This is a genomic window from Ureibacillus sinduriensis BLB-1 = JCM 15800, from assembly GCF_000772955.1.
Classification (GTDB): domain Bacteria; phylum Bacillota; class Bacilli; order Bacillales_A; family Planococcaceae; genus Ureibacillus; species Ureibacillus sinduriensis.
In genome coordinates, this window is sequence record NZ_JPVO01000049.1 from 1 (window position 1) to 14,878 (window position 14,878).

The 14,878-nt window shown below is 38.5% G+C and carries 12 protein-coding genes and 9 tRNA genes; 19 read left to right on the forward strand and 2 right to left on the reverse strand.

Annotated elements, in window-relative coordinates; genetic code table 11:
• Positions 1-61 precede the first annotated feature (61 nt).
• The 9 genes from CD33_RS08835 to CD33_RS08875 all read left to right on the forward strand — a co-directional run bounded on the left by CD33_RS08835 (position 62) and on the right by CD33_RS08875 (position 938).
• Positions 62-137: transfer RNA gene (locus CD33_RS08835), tRNA-Phe, on the forward strand.
• Between the two features lie 11 nt (positions 138-148).
• Positions 149-224: transfer RNA gene (locus tag CD33_RS08840), tRNA-Thr, on the forward strand.
• Positions 225-231: 7 nt separating this feature from the next.
• Positions 232-315 (forward strand) — tRNA-Tyr (locus CD33_RS08845).
• Between the two features lie 10 nt (positions 316-325).
• Positions 326-399: transfer RNA gene (locus CD33_RS08850), tRNA-Trp, on the forward strand.
• A 33-nt stretch (positions 400-432) separates the two neighbouring features.
• A tRNA-His gene (locus CD33_RS08855) sits at positions 433-508 on the forward strand.
• A gap of 28 nt (positions 509-536) precedes the next feature.
• Positions 537-612, forward strand: a tRNA-His gene (locus tag CD33_RS08860).
• A 33-nt stretch (positions 613-645) separates the two neighbouring features.
• Positions 646-720 (forward strand) — tRNA-Gln (locus tag CD33_RS08865).
• 23 nt (positions 721-743) lie between these two features.
• A tRNA-Cys gene (locus tag CD33_RS08870) sits at positions 744-817 on the forward strand.
• Between the two features lie 39 nt (positions 818-856).
• Positions 857-938 (forward strand) — tRNA-Leu (locus CD33_RS08875).
• A gap of 50 nt (positions 939-988) precedes the next feature.
• Here CD33_RS08875 and CD33_RS08880 read toward each other — a convergent pair.
• The gene (locus CD33_RS08880) at positions 989-1,192 is read right to left on the reverse strand and encodes a hypothetical protein (protein ID WP_036200183.1); all 204 of its coding nucleotides are present in this window, start codon (positions 1,190-1,192) and stop codon (positions 989-991) included.
• A 93-nt stretch (positions 1,193-1,285) separates the two neighbouring features.
• Entirely contained in the window at positions 1,286-1,768 is a 483-nt protein-coding gene (locus tag CD33_RS20935; RefSeq protein WP_084591300.1) for an Rgg family transcriptional regulator, read from the reverse strand.
• 124 nt (positions 1,769-1,892) lie between these two features.
• Between CD33_RS20935 and CD33_RS19445 the strand changes: the two genes are divergently transcribed.
• The 10 genes from CD33_RS19445 (at position 1,893) to CD33_RS08935 (ending at position 14,842) form a co-directional block, all read left to right on the forward strand.
• Positions 1,893-2,798, forward strand: a complete 906-nt coding sequence (locus CD33_RS19445; protein WP_052130147.1) for a DL-endopeptidase inhibitor IseA family protein — start codon at positions 1,893-1,895, stop codon at positions 2,796-2,798.
• A 218-nt stretch (positions 2,799-3,016) separates the two neighbouring features.
• Positions 3,017-3,337, forward strand: coding sequence for a metal-sensitive transcriptional regulator (locus CD33_RS08895; RefSeq protein ID WP_036200188.1), 321 nt, complete (start codon positions 3,017-3,019; stop codon positions 3,335-3,337).
• A gap of 75 nt (positions 3,338-3,412) precedes the next feature.
• The gene (gene copZ, locus CD33_RS08900) at positions 3,413-3,619 is read left to right on the forward strand and encodes a copper chaperone CopZ (protein WP_036200191.1); all 207 of its coding nucleotides are present in this window, start codon (positions 3,413-3,415) and stop codon (positions 3,617-3,619) included.
• A gap of 75 nt (positions 3,620-3,694) precedes the next feature.
• Positions 3,695-6,130: a heavy metal translocating P-type ATPase gene (locus CD33_RS08905; protein WP_088291752.1), complete on the forward strand. Its 2,436-nt coding sequence runs from the start codon at positions 3,695-3,697 to the stop codon at positions 6,128-6,130.
• Positions 6,131-6,429: 299 nt separating this feature from the next.
• Complete coding sequence (locus tag CD33_RS08910; protein ID WP_036200195.1) at positions 6,430-7,470, forward strand: autoinducer 2 ABC transporter substrate-binding protein; 1,041 nt, start codon at positions 6,430-6,432, stop codon at positions 7,468-7,470.
• Positions 7,460-9,289 carry a cache domain-containing sensor histidine kinase gene (locus CD33_RS08915; RefSeq protein WP_036200196.1) on the forward strand — a complete coding sequence of 610 codons (1,830 nt, stop codon included), beginning with the start codon at positions 7,460-7,462 and terminating at the stop codon, positions 9,287-9,289. The genes CD33_RS08910 and CD33_RS08915 overlap by 11 nt, the downstream gene beginning before the upstream one ends.
• The gene (locus tag CD33_RS08920; RefSeq protein ID WP_036200198.1) at positions 9,270-10,907 is read left to right on the forward strand and encodes a response regulator transcription factor; all 1,638 of its coding nucleotides are present in this window, start codon (positions 9,270-9,272) and stop codon (positions 10,905-10,907) included. Before CD33_RS08915 ends, CD33_RS08920 begins: the two co-directional genes overlap by 20 nt.
• A 313-nt stretch (positions 10,908-11,220) precedes the next feature.
• A complete protein-coding gene (locus CD33_RS08925) occupies positions 11,221-12,771 on the forward strand; it encodes a sugar ABC transporter ATP-binding protein (RefSeq protein ID WP_036200200.1) in 1,551 nt (516 codons plus the stop codon).
• Positions 12,764-13,798 carry an ABC transporter permease gene (locus CD33_RS08930; protein WP_036200202.1) on the forward strand — a complete coding sequence of 345 codons (1,035 nt, stop codon included), beginning with the start codon at positions 12,764-12,766 and terminating at the stop codon, positions 13,796-13,798. The genes CD33_RS08925 and CD33_RS08930 overlap by 8 nt, the downstream gene beginning before the upstream one ends.
• A 3-nt stretch (positions 13,799-13,801) precedes the next feature.
• Positions 13,802-14,842 carry an ABC transporter permease gene (locus CD33_RS08935; RefSeq protein WP_052130149.1) on the forward strand — a complete coding sequence of 347 codons (1,041 nt, stop codon included), beginning with the start codon at positions 13,802-13,804 and terminating at the stop codon, positions 14,840-14,842.
• The last annotated feature ends 36 nt before the right edge of the window (positions 14,843-14,878 follow it).

The following is a 14,878-nucleotide window of genomic DNA, read 5'->3' on the forward strand; positions in this document are numbered from 1 at the left end:
GTCACGCAGGAGATCGCCGGTTCGATCCCGGTCGGGACCGCCATTTTAATATAAAATATATGGGTCAGTAGCTCAGTTGGTAGAGCATTAGATTGAAGCTCTAAGTGTCGGCGGTTCGATTCCGTCCTGACCCACCATATAGATAAATGCCGGTGTAGCTCAGTTGGTAGAGCAACTGACTTGTAATCAGTAGGTCGAGGGTTCGACTCCTTTCGCCGGCACCATTTATCTGGAGGGGTAGCGAAGTGGCTAAACGCGGCGGACTGTAAATCCGCTCCTTAGGGTTCGGCGGTTCGAATCCGTCCCCCTCCACCATTCCTTTTATAGGGGCATAGTTTAAAGGTAGAACTACGGTCTCCAAAACCGTCAGTGTGGGTTCGATTCCTACTGCCCCTGCCAATTTATTTAAAATTAAACATAATAGTTATAATGGCGGTTGTGGCGAAGTGGTTAACGCACCTGATTGTGGTTCAGGCATTCGTGGGTTCGATTCCCATCAGTCGCCCCATTTATCTTGAAAATAAAATATTATAATGGCGGTTGTGGCGAAGTGGTTAACGCACCTGATTGTGGTTCAGGCATTCGTGGGTTCGATTCCCATCAGTCGCCCCATTTATTTTATTACATTACTTACTTCATTATTTTTGGGGTATAGCCAAGCGGTAAGGCAACGGATTTTGATTCCGTCATGCCCTGGTTCGAATCCAGGTACCCCAGCCATTTTTTAAAGTACAGTAATTAATGGCGGCATAGCCAAGTGGTAAGGCACAGGTCTGCAACACCTTTATCACCGGTTCAAATCCGGTTGCCGCCTCCATTATCTTATCGGTAAGGCCGATTTTTTTTATATGAATATGCCGGTGTGGCGGAATTGGCAGACGCGCACGACTCAAAATCGTGTTCCTTCTGGAGTGTCGGTTCGACCCCGACCACCGGTATCATTAGGTTAATCTACGTACGATTAATAAGTTAAGAAAGCTCACAAACCTTAATATAATAGGGTTTGTGAGCTTTTTGCATTTTCAGGTTTGCGATAGAAAACGATAAGAATTGATTTTGTTAAATGAGGGATAACCGCCTTATTTAATTTAGCTTCCATTTCAGCTGCTGCAATTGTTGCTTCCTTTTTTGCATAAATAAAAAAGGAATCGACATAACCTGCCAATTCCTTTTCACAAATGATAGAGAGCATTTTGTACTTTTTGTTTCAATGTAGGTTTTAGAAAACTTATATATCATAAAAAGATAATAAATAATCAAAATTGCAAAAATATCATAATTATGATTAGACAATATCATATAGTGTTTTTACTTTGTCGCAAAAAGTTAGACATTTATTTTTTTTTGTATCCATTCCTAAAAAATCAAACATTTCAGCGATTCTCAATACATCCTCCTCCTGACATTTGCGACTTATTAGATCTAAGATGGCAGTAAAATACTTTATCATTGCTTGTAGATACATGTTATCTATCACATCTATTTTAATTTTATTCAATTCAGCTAAATAATATCTTGCACTACCTACGTTTTTAGAAACTATTTTAATTTCTAATATGTTAAATATCATTAATGCAACTTCATTTCGATATCGTTTAATATTTTTTAAGATAAGGAGTGTATTCATTGCTCGGTAATATACTGAGTCAATCAGCTCATTAGAATAAAAACTTAACGTATTAGTGAACAACGTAATTTCATAGTATCCCCAACTATTACAATTTATTAAATAACTCTGAATAAAATTTAATTCCTCATGAATAATTATGCCCTATCTTTTATCTTATTTACCCTTTGAATAAATTGAACACTTTTTAATGCAGTTTGAGTGAAACTTTTGCCAGAAATGGAAGTCTAAGTAAATGTAAAAAATTGCAGGGAGGATTTCGAGAATGAAAGTAAAAAAACTAATGATCTCTGCATTAGCAATCGCATTATTAACTGGACCAGCGATGAATCCGGATATAGCTCATGCAAAGGAAGAAAAGATTACTCAAGGTGTGAAAACCAAAGAACTCAGCAAAAAAGGGGCGGTTCAATTAGCTTCCAAATTAGCCCATGTAACCAGTGCTGTTCAGTCTGGGGGCCTTTATCAAGAAGGAGAATATAAAACATTTATTTATCAACGCAAAACATATCGTTACCTGGCAAAAGATATAGATACAAAAAAGGAATTATTGTCATTTTTAAAGACTGCACTAACACATACTGCTGCAGAACAATTTATAAAGAAACAAGGAATTATTGAACATAAAGGGAAAATGGCTCAACTTGAGGCGGATGGAGGTTCATTGTTACAATGGGGTGAGGCAACTGCGGAATTTTTAAAAGACAACGGCAAAACAAAGTACTACCGATTAAGTGTACCGGTGGGGGATACTGGAACAAGTGAGGCTTATATTGTAGAGTTTCAACACGTTAAAAAGGTTGGATGGAGAATTAGCAAAAAGCCATACTTGGATCTAGACATACCATTTAATGTGAATCCTGCACTCATCTTCTTTAATAACTTGGTAAAGAATCTGGATTTAGCAAAAAGCCAATTAATCGATTCCAAGACTTTTTCGTATGATCTTTTGAAAAAGGGAGTTAAGAAAGTTGAATTAGTGGAACTAAAGGAATTAAAAAGAAATCAAACACAAGTAGAATATGTTGCAAAAGTTGATGTTGAACTGGAAAATAGCTATCAAGGAAGCTTGAAGGAAGGAATTAACCAATTCTACATCTTAATTCAGCCGGTTGATGACATGGAGTTCAAGATTGTAAGTCTTGGTAATACCCCACAATTAAATAAGTAATTCTTAAAATCCTCCTACAGTATAGGGAGGATTTCTTGTTTTCCGATAATCTTGCACATGAAGGATTTCTTACGTGAATCTTCTTAAACATGCCCTATTTTCTTGCTCATAAGTTGACCATTTCTGCTTTTTCAATTTTAGATACAAGAAAAAGTATTTACGCTTTACATACCTCACTAGGGTATGGTAATATAAAAATATGTTAGGAGGTTGAACTAATGGAAGAGTTAGATTTCCCTGTAGACGATGTGTCGTGTACACGTAAAAGTCATCATTCCGAACGAGTCAAAAAGGATTTGACTACTCGGCTTAATCGAATCGAGGGTCAAATCAGGGGCATAAAAGGGATGATTGAGAAAGACGTTTACTGTGATGATGTTATTACACAACTTTCTGCCACACAATCTGCGTTAAATAGTGTAGCCAAGATACTTTTAGAGGGTCATTTAAAAGGCTGTGTTGTAGATCGTCTGTCAGAAGGTGATGAGGCGGTGCTTGATGAATTAGTCGTAACCATCCAAAAACTGATGAAAAAATAACTTGTTTTAGCTAGCTAAATATTGCTCATATATGTATGAGCTTCTGACAAAACTTTTTAAAAGGGAGAGAACAATATGCAAAATGTAACATTGAATGTTCAAGGTATGTCTTGTGGACATTGTGTAAAAGCTGTAGAAGGAAGCGTTGGTGAATTGGAAGGGGTAAACCAAGTAACCGTTAAATTAGCAGAAGCTTTAGTTGATATCTCTTACAATGATTCACAAATTTCACTAGATAAAATTAAAGAAACAATTGAAGATCAAGGATATGAAGTAGTCTAGGAGTGCTAGTATAGCACTCTCTTATTTTCATAAAAATATACCCCATATAGGTATTAAAGTAAGGTGGTTAGAATGATGAGTGCAGAAACAGGCAAAGTGAAAGAAGCCAGCCTTCAAATAACAGGAATGACTTGTGCAGCGTGTGCGACACGTATTGAAAAGGGTCTTGAAAAAATGGAAGGTGTCGATGAGGCATCTGTCAATTTGGCACTTGAGAGGTCAACCATTAAATATGATCCGTCCATGCTAAATGAGAAAGATTTGGAGAAGAAAATCGAAGCACTTGGTTATGGAGTTGTCAAACAGAAAACAGAATTTGATATAACAGGGATGACTTGTGCGGCATGTGCAACGCGTATAGAAAAAGTGTTAGGAAAATTGGATGGTATTGCAAACGCAAACGTCAATTTAGCTCTTGAGAAAGCGATGGTTGAGTTTAATCCTTCCGAGGTAACGATTCCGGACATTATTGCCAAGATAGAAAAGCTTGGATACGGGGCGCATCAAAAACAAGATGGCAAAGAGCAGGCGGACCATCGAGAAATGCATATTAAAGATCAACAACGTAAATTTATATTCTCTGTAATTTTTTCTTTGCCATTACTATGGACGATGGTTGGACATTTTACATTCACATCGTTTTTATATGTACCCGAGTTCTTGATGAATCCTTGGATACAATTGATCTTGGCAACCCCGGTTCAATTTATTATAGGGAAGCAGTTTTATGTAGGTGCTTATAAAGCGCTGCGCAACGGCAGTGCCAATATGGACGTGTTGGTTGTACTGGGAACATCCGCAGCGTATTTTTATAGTCTTTATCAAGCAATTGTTACAGCAGGTACCCACCATGGGCCACACCTCTATTTTGAAACGAGTGCTGTACTGATTACACTTATACTCTTGGGAAAATTATTTGAAGCAAAAGCAAAAGGGCGTTCGTCTGAAGCAATTAAGAAATTAATGGGGCTTCAAGCGAAAACAGCAATCGTAGTACGTGATGGAGCCGAAAAGAGAGTACCGTTAGAAGAAGTTGTCATTGGTGACATGATACTCGTCAAACCAGGGGAAAAAATTCCTGTTGATGGTGAAGTGGCAGAAGGAACAACAGCTGTTGATGAATCAATGCTGACAGGTGAAAGTTTGCCGGTGGATAAAATGAACGGTGACGTACTTTACGGCTCAACTATAAATAAAAATGGTTTCATTAAAATGACAGCAACAAGGGTGGGGCGTGACACAGCATTAGCACAGATTATTAAAGTGGTAGAAGATGCGCAAGGTTCGAAAGCGCCCATTCAGCGTATGGCAGACCGAATATCAGGTATTTTTGTGCCGATTGTGGTGGGCATTGCGATCCTTACCTTCCTGGTATGGATCATATGGATACATCCTGGTGAATTTACCCCTGCACTAGAGGTGCTAATTGCGGTTCTTGTAATTGCCTGTCCGTGTGCACTTGGTTTAGCAACTCCAACTTCCATTATGGCAGGCTCCGGCCGTGCAGCAGAATTTGGCATCCTGTTCAAAGGTGGGGAGCATTTAGAACAAACACAAGAAATCGACACGGTCGTAGTCGATAAGACCGGTACAGTCACTCATGGTAAACCTGTATTAACAGATGTACTAATTGCAGAAAATCAAGATGAAAATAAAGTTTTATCTCTGATTGGTGCAGCTGAAAAGCAATCAGAGCATCCTTTAGCACAAGCAATCGTCCACGGTATTGAAGAAAAGGGCATTGAGCTTGGCAATATTCAATATTTTGAGGCGATTCCTGGTTTCGGTGTGCAAGCGACCATCTCGGGCCAAGGAGTAATCATAGGTACACGTAAACTCATGCAGCAATATGGGATTGATATTACTTCTGTACTTCCAATGATGGAAGAACTGGAGGGGAACGGAAAAACGGCAATGTTGGTTGGAATCAACGGAAAATATGCAGGTCTGGTTGCCGTAGCAGATACAATTAAAGAAACTTCTCCAGAAGCTGTTCGTCAATTACAAGATATGGGCATCAAAGTGATCATGATGACAGGAGATAACGAACGTACGGCCCAAGCAATTGGAAGAGAAGTAGGCGTTGATGAAGTTATTGCAGAGGTTCTTCCTGAAGGAAAAGCAGCCGTGGTGAAAAAACTCCAGCAACAGGGAAAAAAAGTAGCAATGGTCGGTGATGGGATCAATGACGCACCTGCACTCGCTACAGCTGATATCGGGATGGCCATTGGAACAGGAACGGATGTTGCAATGGAAGCAGCGGATATTACTCTAATTAGGGGCGATTTAAAAAGCATCGCGGATGCCATTATAATGAGTCGCAAAACGATGCGAAATATTAAGCAAAACTTATTCTGGGCATTCGCCTATAATATTGTCGGCATTCCGATCGCAGCAGCAGGTTTCCTCGCACCTTGGGTTGCCGGTGCGGCGATGGCATTCAGCTCCGTATCGGTCGTATTGAATGCTTTGCGTTTACAGCGGGTAAAATTAAATAAAGATGTGTTATAACCAAATTTCCTTCTAAGGCAAGTTATAACTTTGAAAAAAACTCACGAACTTTGTTAACTCGAGGTTTGTGAGTTTTTCATCTTCATGGAATTTATTCGCCAATCTAAATCAGGTAGATTGATAGTTGTTCAGGTAACTGATAGCCAAAATGGATAATAGCCAAACTAGGGGACTTGATAGTATGATAAAATAGTAAGGAATTTTTTGGAATAATCTGATAAGATAGATAATAATATATAAACGCTTTCATATTTTACATTCTTTCTACCTATCCAGAATGAAAGGAAAGTGAATAGAATATGAGAATATGTTTCTCTCTTTTTTGTTTCATTCTATTTGTAAGCGGTTGCAGTTCACAGGATCCGGATAATGAAAAGTTTGAAGTTGTTTATACAATTGAAGATATCGAGATGGAAGAGGCGGAGAAAAACGAAACACAACAATTGACGATTGCTATTGTCCCTAAACAGATCAATATCCCATATTTTAATGCCGTTAAGGAAGGTGCACTAGAAGCAGGGGAAGATTTAGGCGTTAATGTCATTTATACTGGACCGACCTTTACTGATGCCTCTCAACAAATATTAATAATAAAAGATTTAATAAAACAACATGTTGATGTAATTGCAATCTCTGCAAATGACCCCGAAAAGCTTGCCCCTATATTATTGGAAGCAAAAGATAAAGGGATTAAGGTCATTACGTGGGATGCAGATACAATCCCGGAAGCAAGAGATTTTTTTATTAACATGGTTGACCCTGAGACGCTAGGCAGGCATTTGATGGACATCCTTGCATGGAATACAGATGAAGAAGGGGAATTTGCGATTTTAACTGGCCCGTTATCTGCCGCCAATCTTAATGAATGGCTTCACTGGATTAAAGTTCAGCAAGAAGAATATTATCCTAATATGAAACTGGTCGATACCGTTGCACATGATGATGATCCACATCGAGCGTACGTTCTTGCGAAAGAATTATTAATTGCCCATCCGAATTTAAAAGGGATTATTGGGAATTCGTCGGAAGGTCCTCCTGCTGCAGCACAAGCGGTGAAGGAAGCGCAGAAGGAAGGGGAAGTGGCGGTTGTTGGATTATCCCCTCCAAATCAGATGAATGAATTTTTAAAAGATGGTTCAGCCCAAGTCGTGACATTATGGAGTCCGAAGAAATTAGGATATTTAACGGTTGCCCTTGCCAAAAATGCACTTAATCATATTGAACCGTATGACCACCAAGAAATTGCAGGAGTGGGGAAAATAAGGGTGAAAAGTGACATGGTGATTATGGGCGAGCCGATAGATTTTACGAAAGAAAATGTGGATCAATATGACTTTTAACTGGCTAAACTTTAGAAATTATCGTCTTCGAACTAAATTGATTGTAACCTATGTTTTACTAACTGTTATCCCAATGTCCTTATTGGGATATATCGCCTATAGTCAATATACAAAGTCGATCGAGGAACAAGTTGGAGAATATATCCCCAAGTTATTGGAACAAGCAAACGAGAACATCGCCAATCAAGTTAGCGAAATAAGCCATTTGCCAGATTTACTATATAATTCAAGCCAAGTAGTTGGCGTATTAAGAAAAGATGCCCATCAAAATCGTTCATCCCTATTGCAAGATGAGTTCACAATTAATAGCTATTTATCCAGAACATATATTAATGGGGGGAATCCCGACATCTTAGGGGTTTTTGTGGTATCGAAAAACCGGGTCTACGAAAGCGTGAAAGTTCCGTATAGGAATTTTGATCTTAGCAATTATTCGATACCTTATGGTCAAAATATCGAGTTGCAAGGGACAGAAGGAATGTACATTCTGCCAAAACAAACAACTCTTCAATTTGATGGAAATCCGCCATTTATCTTGCTTATGAAACAATTAACGGATCTTGAAAACCGTACGAACTTAGGAACTATTCTAATAGCTGTCGAAGTAACGTTTTTGAAGGATGTTATAACAAAGCTTACTGATAAGGGAGAAGCAAATTTATGGTTGATGGATCAACATGGACATATCATCTATCATACGGATAAAAACTTAATTGGAACAATAGATGACGATTTTATTAACTACCCAATTCAAAAAGGGAGCTTTCGAACGACGACCGAAAAAAGCAACAAATTAATCAGTATACACAGCATTGAAGAAACGGGATGGACATTAGTACATAGTATTGAAGCTAAAAACTTAACGGAACGAACGGATTTAGTTCGCAACGCAACAATTATCGCTTTTCTTGGTTTCGTTGTAGTAAGTACCGTCATCTCCATTTTATTGGCCTGGAATGTATCCAGTCCACTAAATCGACTAATTAAACTTATGAAGCGTGTTGAACAGGGGAATTTTAATGTAGACTTGTCAATTGAAACGAAAGACGAGGTAGGCATGCTTGCGAATAGTTTTAATTCAATGGTAATGGAAATTAAAGATTTAATTCGCGATAAATACCAGATTGAATTGAAACAAAAGGAAGCTGAATTATACGCACTTCAGTCACAAATAAATCCTCATTTTATGTACAACACACTTGAAACAATTGCAATGGCTGTTGAAGATGATGAGAAGGAAACAGTCGTGCAGATGGTTACTCTACTGGGGAGGATGCTGCGATTCTCCATTAGTAATAGGGAAACGCTAGTTTCTATTTCGGAAGAACTGATGCAGACGGTGGATTACTTGACTATCCAAAAGATTCGCTTTGAGGATAAGATAGACTTTGTCGTTCATGAAGAGATTGATGCACGAAAGTATTATACCCCAAAGTTTATTCTACAGCCTATTGTTGAAAATGCAGTTAAGTATGGTTATGTATATGGACGTATTACGACAATCGAAATTACGATAAGCATCATCGAAAATCCAGATACAAGGGTGGAAGAGGTAGTGTTTCTCATTAAGGATAATGGTCCAGGCATAAAAGAAGAGGTGCTGGACAACATTCAGGTATTGCTTGAATCCGATCCGATGGGCAAGCGTGATTCCAGTTTCGGACTAATCAATGTACATGCACGTATCACAATGAGTTTTGGCAATGGCTTTGGTCTTCGTGTTTCAAGTTTTCCTGGTCAAGGGACTGAAGTAGAAATTAGGATTCCTGCTCTAGACGCTGGAAATGAGGGAGAGAACAATGAGCTCGAAAAAAATTAGGGCAATTATTGTTGATGATGAGAATCGGATTCGTCGTGGGATTGAAAGGCTAGTTCTCTCATGTGGTGAAGAGTGGGATGTAGTAGCAACCTTTGGTGATGGCCAAGAGTTGCTGGATGCTTATCAGGAAGAGCCATTTGACTTTGATATTCTAATAACCGATATCAGGATGCCGATAATGGATGGACTTACCCTTATAAAGGAGATGAAGAAATTCACTTCGTTTAGTCCGATGGTTATTAGCGGCTTTGATGATTTTTCATATCTTCGAGCCGCACTTCGCGAAGGGGCGTATGATTACTTAATCAAGCCCATTGACAGGGAAGAATTTAAAGTCCAATTGGAGTCCATAAAAGAAAAAATCATGATTAATCGGCATAATCAAGAAGAACTAGAAACCATGAAGAAGCAATCATCGGAACTAACGTACATGAAGGAACTAAAAAAACTGAATGAGATTACAAGTGGTTTTGAAATAGACGTATCGATCATGGATTGGACAAATGATTTCCCGTCAGGAAATTATACATTAATGTATATTAGGATTGACCAGGTATTAAGCCACTCACGGGCAATGGAAAAGAACGAATGGAACACATGGATGCTTGCTCACGAAAATATTTTTGATGAAATGCTTAATGAATTCTCAGAGAAATATTGGAGGTGGAAAGGGGAAGGAGCTTCTTTTTGGATTCTGATCAATAATTCAAACGACAATAGTGAGAACTTCAAAAAAGAAGTCTATGAGTTTGCTGTAGCACTTAAAAATAATGTGAAAAGGTATACACTTTTTTCGAATACGATTGCAATAAGTCATGTATTTACGGACTTGGCATTTTTGCCAACCGTCACCAAGGATATCCTGGCACTTATGCAATACCGTCTTATCTATGGCGAAGACCAGATATTGCAGCAAGAGATGGAGGAACAATTAATACTGGGAAAAAGTGAAACGAAGCATGCAACCGAACTACAACAATCGATTCACAAAATTATCCAGTCGTTAGAGCGTATGAACGAGGAAGAATTAATAAAGAACGTAACCTTTTTCGCCAGTGAGCTTCAAACACTTCGTGTGCCGAGTGAAATCAAACTTTTTGTGCAGTCGCTAAGCATTCAGATGATTAATTATCTTATTAAATGCACACCAAGGTTGAGTCAGGATCTTTTGGATATTCAAGACACTTCTAGATTATTAAAAAATATAGGGAACTTTGCGGAACTGAATGAAGAAATTAAAGCGTGGGTTATGGGTGTTTTCCATAAACTTAAGATTGTTAGTGAAGATAAAGTACTTAACCAAGTCGAAGTTGCACGGGCATGGATTGTTGAAAATATGAAAGAAAGTATTACAATCGAAAGAATTGCAAGACAAGTCTATATGAATCCAACTTATTTTTGTGAATACTTCAAAAACCAAACCGGTGAAACAGTACATGAGTTCGTTACAAGTACTCGGATAAACAAAGCCAGAGAGCTATTACTTACGACGAATCTAAAAGTCTATGAAGTTTCTGAACAAGTCGGATACGCTGATACAAAGTACTTTAGTAAATTATTCAAAAAGTATTACGGACAACTTCCATCAAAGTATAAGGAAAGTGTTAAAGCTAAATAGTTTTAAATAAACCTCCATCCGGCGATGGGGGCTTTTTTATTATGAAACTCTAAACGGATTGCTTATCGATAACTCCGCATTCAGAAGAGGTATGGGTCTTAAATAGAAATGTTCAATTTCTCTGCTTAGTGTCGTGAATATCTACGAAAGTATTTGTATTTCCTTCGATAGTGATTCTGTATAACAGAAAAATCACCCCCTATAACCGAAAGTTCTCTCCTTTTTGAAAAAATATAAAAAACGTAAACTTAGTGTAAGCGTTACCAACATGGAACGGAAATTTGAAAAGATCCAAAACGTTAGGAGTGAGGATATGTCAGAATATGTTCTTGAGTTAAAGGGGATTACAAAGAGGTTCCCTGGGGTTACTGCACTGGACAATGTACATTTTAAGTTAAGGCCAGGAGAGATTCATGCTTTGATGGGGGAAAATGGTGCCGGAAAATCGACGTTTATAAAAGTTATTACAGGGGTTCATTCCCCGGATGAAGGAGAAATGGTTTTATACGGTCAAAAAGTAAAATTTTCAAACCCAAAAGAAGCACAAACAATGGGCATAGCGGCTATTTACCAGCATGTGACAAATTACCCGGACTTAACGGTTACGGAGAATATATTTATGGGTCATGAAAAGGTCCAAAAAATAACAGGGCGTCTACTTTGGAAGCAGATGCATGAAGAGGCAAGAGAAATCCTCCAATCACTAGGATCCTCACTCGACCCAAAAACTGAAATGGGATCCTTAAGTGTGGCACAGCAACAAATTGTCGAAATAGCAAAAGCAATCTCCACAAACGCCAAAATCATCATTATGGATGAACCGACGGCTGCATTAACAGCAAGAGAGAGTGAAGAACTTTATAAAATAGCTGAGAGTTTGCGAGACCAAGGGGCATCCATCATTTTCATCTCACACCGTTTTGAGGATATGTATCGATTAGCAAGTCAGGTGACGGTGCTAAGAGATTCCAAGTACATTGGATCTTGGGGCGTAAATGAAATATCAAATGATGCTCTAATCGTTGCGATGGTAGGAAGAGAAATTACACAAGTTTTTCCTAAAAAGGAGAGTGAAATCGGTGAAAAATTATTAGAGGTTGAAGGTCTTGGGAAAATCGGTTTTTTTGCTGATATCTCTTTTACTCTTCATAGAGGCGAAATATTGGGTCTAACTGGTCTTGTCGGTGCGGGTAGAACAGAAGTTTGTCAATCACTTTTTGGAATCATGCCCTATGACAAAGGGAAAATTAAAGTGAATGGTCGAGAAGTTAGTATTCAAAATCCAAAGGAAGCAATGAAACTTGGAATTGGATATTTACCTGAAGATAGGCAGTTACAGGGCCTTGTCCTGCAATGGGGGTTAGGAAGAAATATCACATTACCAACACTAAAAAATTTCAGTAAAAAAGGATGGCTAGATGAGAGGAAAGAAGCGGATCTAGCAAAAAAATTAGCAGAAAAAGTCCATGTGAAAGCAAATAGTATTTTTGACTTAGTTAGTTCTTTGTCCGGAGGCAATCAACAGAAAGTTGCAGTTGCAAAATTGCTAACAGCTGACCTTGATATCATTATCCTGGATGAACCAACAAAAGGGGTAGATGTTGGTGCTAAATCTGCTATCTATGAAATTATTAATGATTTAGCGTCTCAAGGCTATGGAATTATTATGATTTCTTCGGAAATGCCTGAGGTGATAGGAATGAGTGATCGGATTGCAGTGATGCGTTCGGGTAGGATCACAAAGTTCCTTCATAAGGAAGAAGTAACACAAGAGGCCATACTAGAAGCATCAATGTCCGATTTTTCAAGTAAAGATGAGGGGGAGGAATCTAGAAAGGGAATTGAGGTGAAACAATATGGCTGAAGGTACATTAGGAAATTCAAACAGCGTACAAGTGGCGAAAAAAACTTCGAAATTAGCAATAGTTTCAAAGTTTCGGGAATTGGGATTGTTAGCATTTATTATTCTTTTATGTGTGGCCGTGCAAGCTAGAAACCCGAGCTTCCTGACGATGGAAAATATTAATGACATGATAACGAATACGGCTATTCTAAGTATTCTTGCCCTCGGTATGATGCTTGTATTAATTACTCGGGGGATTGATTTATCGATAGGGGCTACGTTAGCGCTTTCGGGTATGATTGCAGCTCAAACTGTCAGTGCAAATCAAGGGCTACATCCGATCTTAGCTATCTTGCTAGGTACCATAATAGGGATTGTGTGTGGCATCGTGATCGGTTTCCTTGTTTCCAAGTTTGGGATTCTTCCTATTATCGCAACACTGGCCATGATGAATATTTTTAGGGGCTTAACTTTTACAGTAAGTGATGGACAGTGGATTAGTTCCTATCAAATGCCTGAAAGTTTTGTTTCGATTGCAACAAGCAAGATCCTTGGGATAAATACGCTCATAGTTATAGCGGTAGTCATCTATCTAATAGCATTCTATTTCATTAATCACACTAGAACAGGCAGACAAATTTATGCAGTTGGCAGTAATCCTGATTCTGCTAAGGTAAGTGGAATCAGTCAGACAAAAATCCTGATGCTAGTTTATACAATTATGGGTGGATTAGCTGGGCTATCAGGTGTTTTATGGGTTTCAAAATTCGCTTCTGCCCAAGGAGATACAGCTTCTGGCTATGAGTTAACGGTCATTGCAGCATGCATTCTAGGAGGGGTAAGTATTGCAGGGGGATCTGGGAAACTGTCTGGTGTTATTCTCGGGTCTTTGCTTCTTGGACTTTTGAACAATGCATTGCCTTTATTAAATGTATCGCCCTTTTGGCAAATGGCAATACAGGGTTCAATCATTTTAATTGCCGTCATTATTAACACACTTGTTAAGCGAGGTGTGGTTCGAAATAACCTGCTGAGGAGGAAAATTTAAACGATGGAACAGAGAGTGGTTAATCAAAATGAATATGTTCAAAGAACACTGACCAATAAACAAGAATTCTCTCTGAAGAAATTTTTCCTTCAGTGGGAATGGCTGTTAATCTTAGTATTTTTATTAGTGTTGGCCATTAATACGCATCTATCTCCCTACTTTTTAAATGGAGCGGGATTACGGGATGCAACAATGATATTTTTGGATAAAGCGTTCATCGTATTTCCAATGGTCATGATTATGATCCTCCGGGATATTGATATTTCTGTGGGTTCAACAGTTGCACTATCATCAGTTGTCATGGCAACGCTATATAACAACCTTGGTGTGCCAATGGAAGCAGCGATAATAATTTGTCTCTTAGTGGGCGCATTGTGTGGATTGATTAACGGTTTATTGATCATCAAGTTTAAGGAATTATCCGCTGTAATCGTGACACTTGGAACCATGATCCTATATCGCGGTTTGGCTTATGTCATTTTGGAGGACCAAGCATCCGGTAATTTTCCGGAGTGGTTTAGTTTCTTCGGTTGGGGACATGTAGCTGGAATTCCGTTCATCTTGCTTGTATTTGTTTTATTTGCAATAGGGTTTACATTGCTCCTTCATAAAACGACTTTTGGCAGGCAAATCTTTGCGATGGGGAACAATCCAACAGCGAGCCGCTTTTCGGGAGTTCAAGTCGATAAAATAAAAATCATTGTCTTCGTTCTTGCAGGTTTAATGGCAGCAATCACAGCAATTTTCCTTGCTTCGAGAATGGGTAGTACTAGACCAAACATTGCAACCAACTATGAACTGGATGTAATTGCAATGGTAGCACTTGGTGGAATTAGTACAGCTGGAGGGAAAGGGAGAATGCTTGGCGCAATTATTGCTATTTTCATCATCGGCTATCTTCAGTACGGCTTAGGTTTGATAAATATCGCATCCCAAACGATGCTTGTTATTATTGGGATTCTGTTGATTGTTTCAGTGGTTATTCCAAAATTAAATTTGAAGGGTATATTCAGTAGATTCGTTAAAAAGAGGAATACTAACTAGTTACTAGCAGGTGAAGCATAAAATGTTCAACCTACA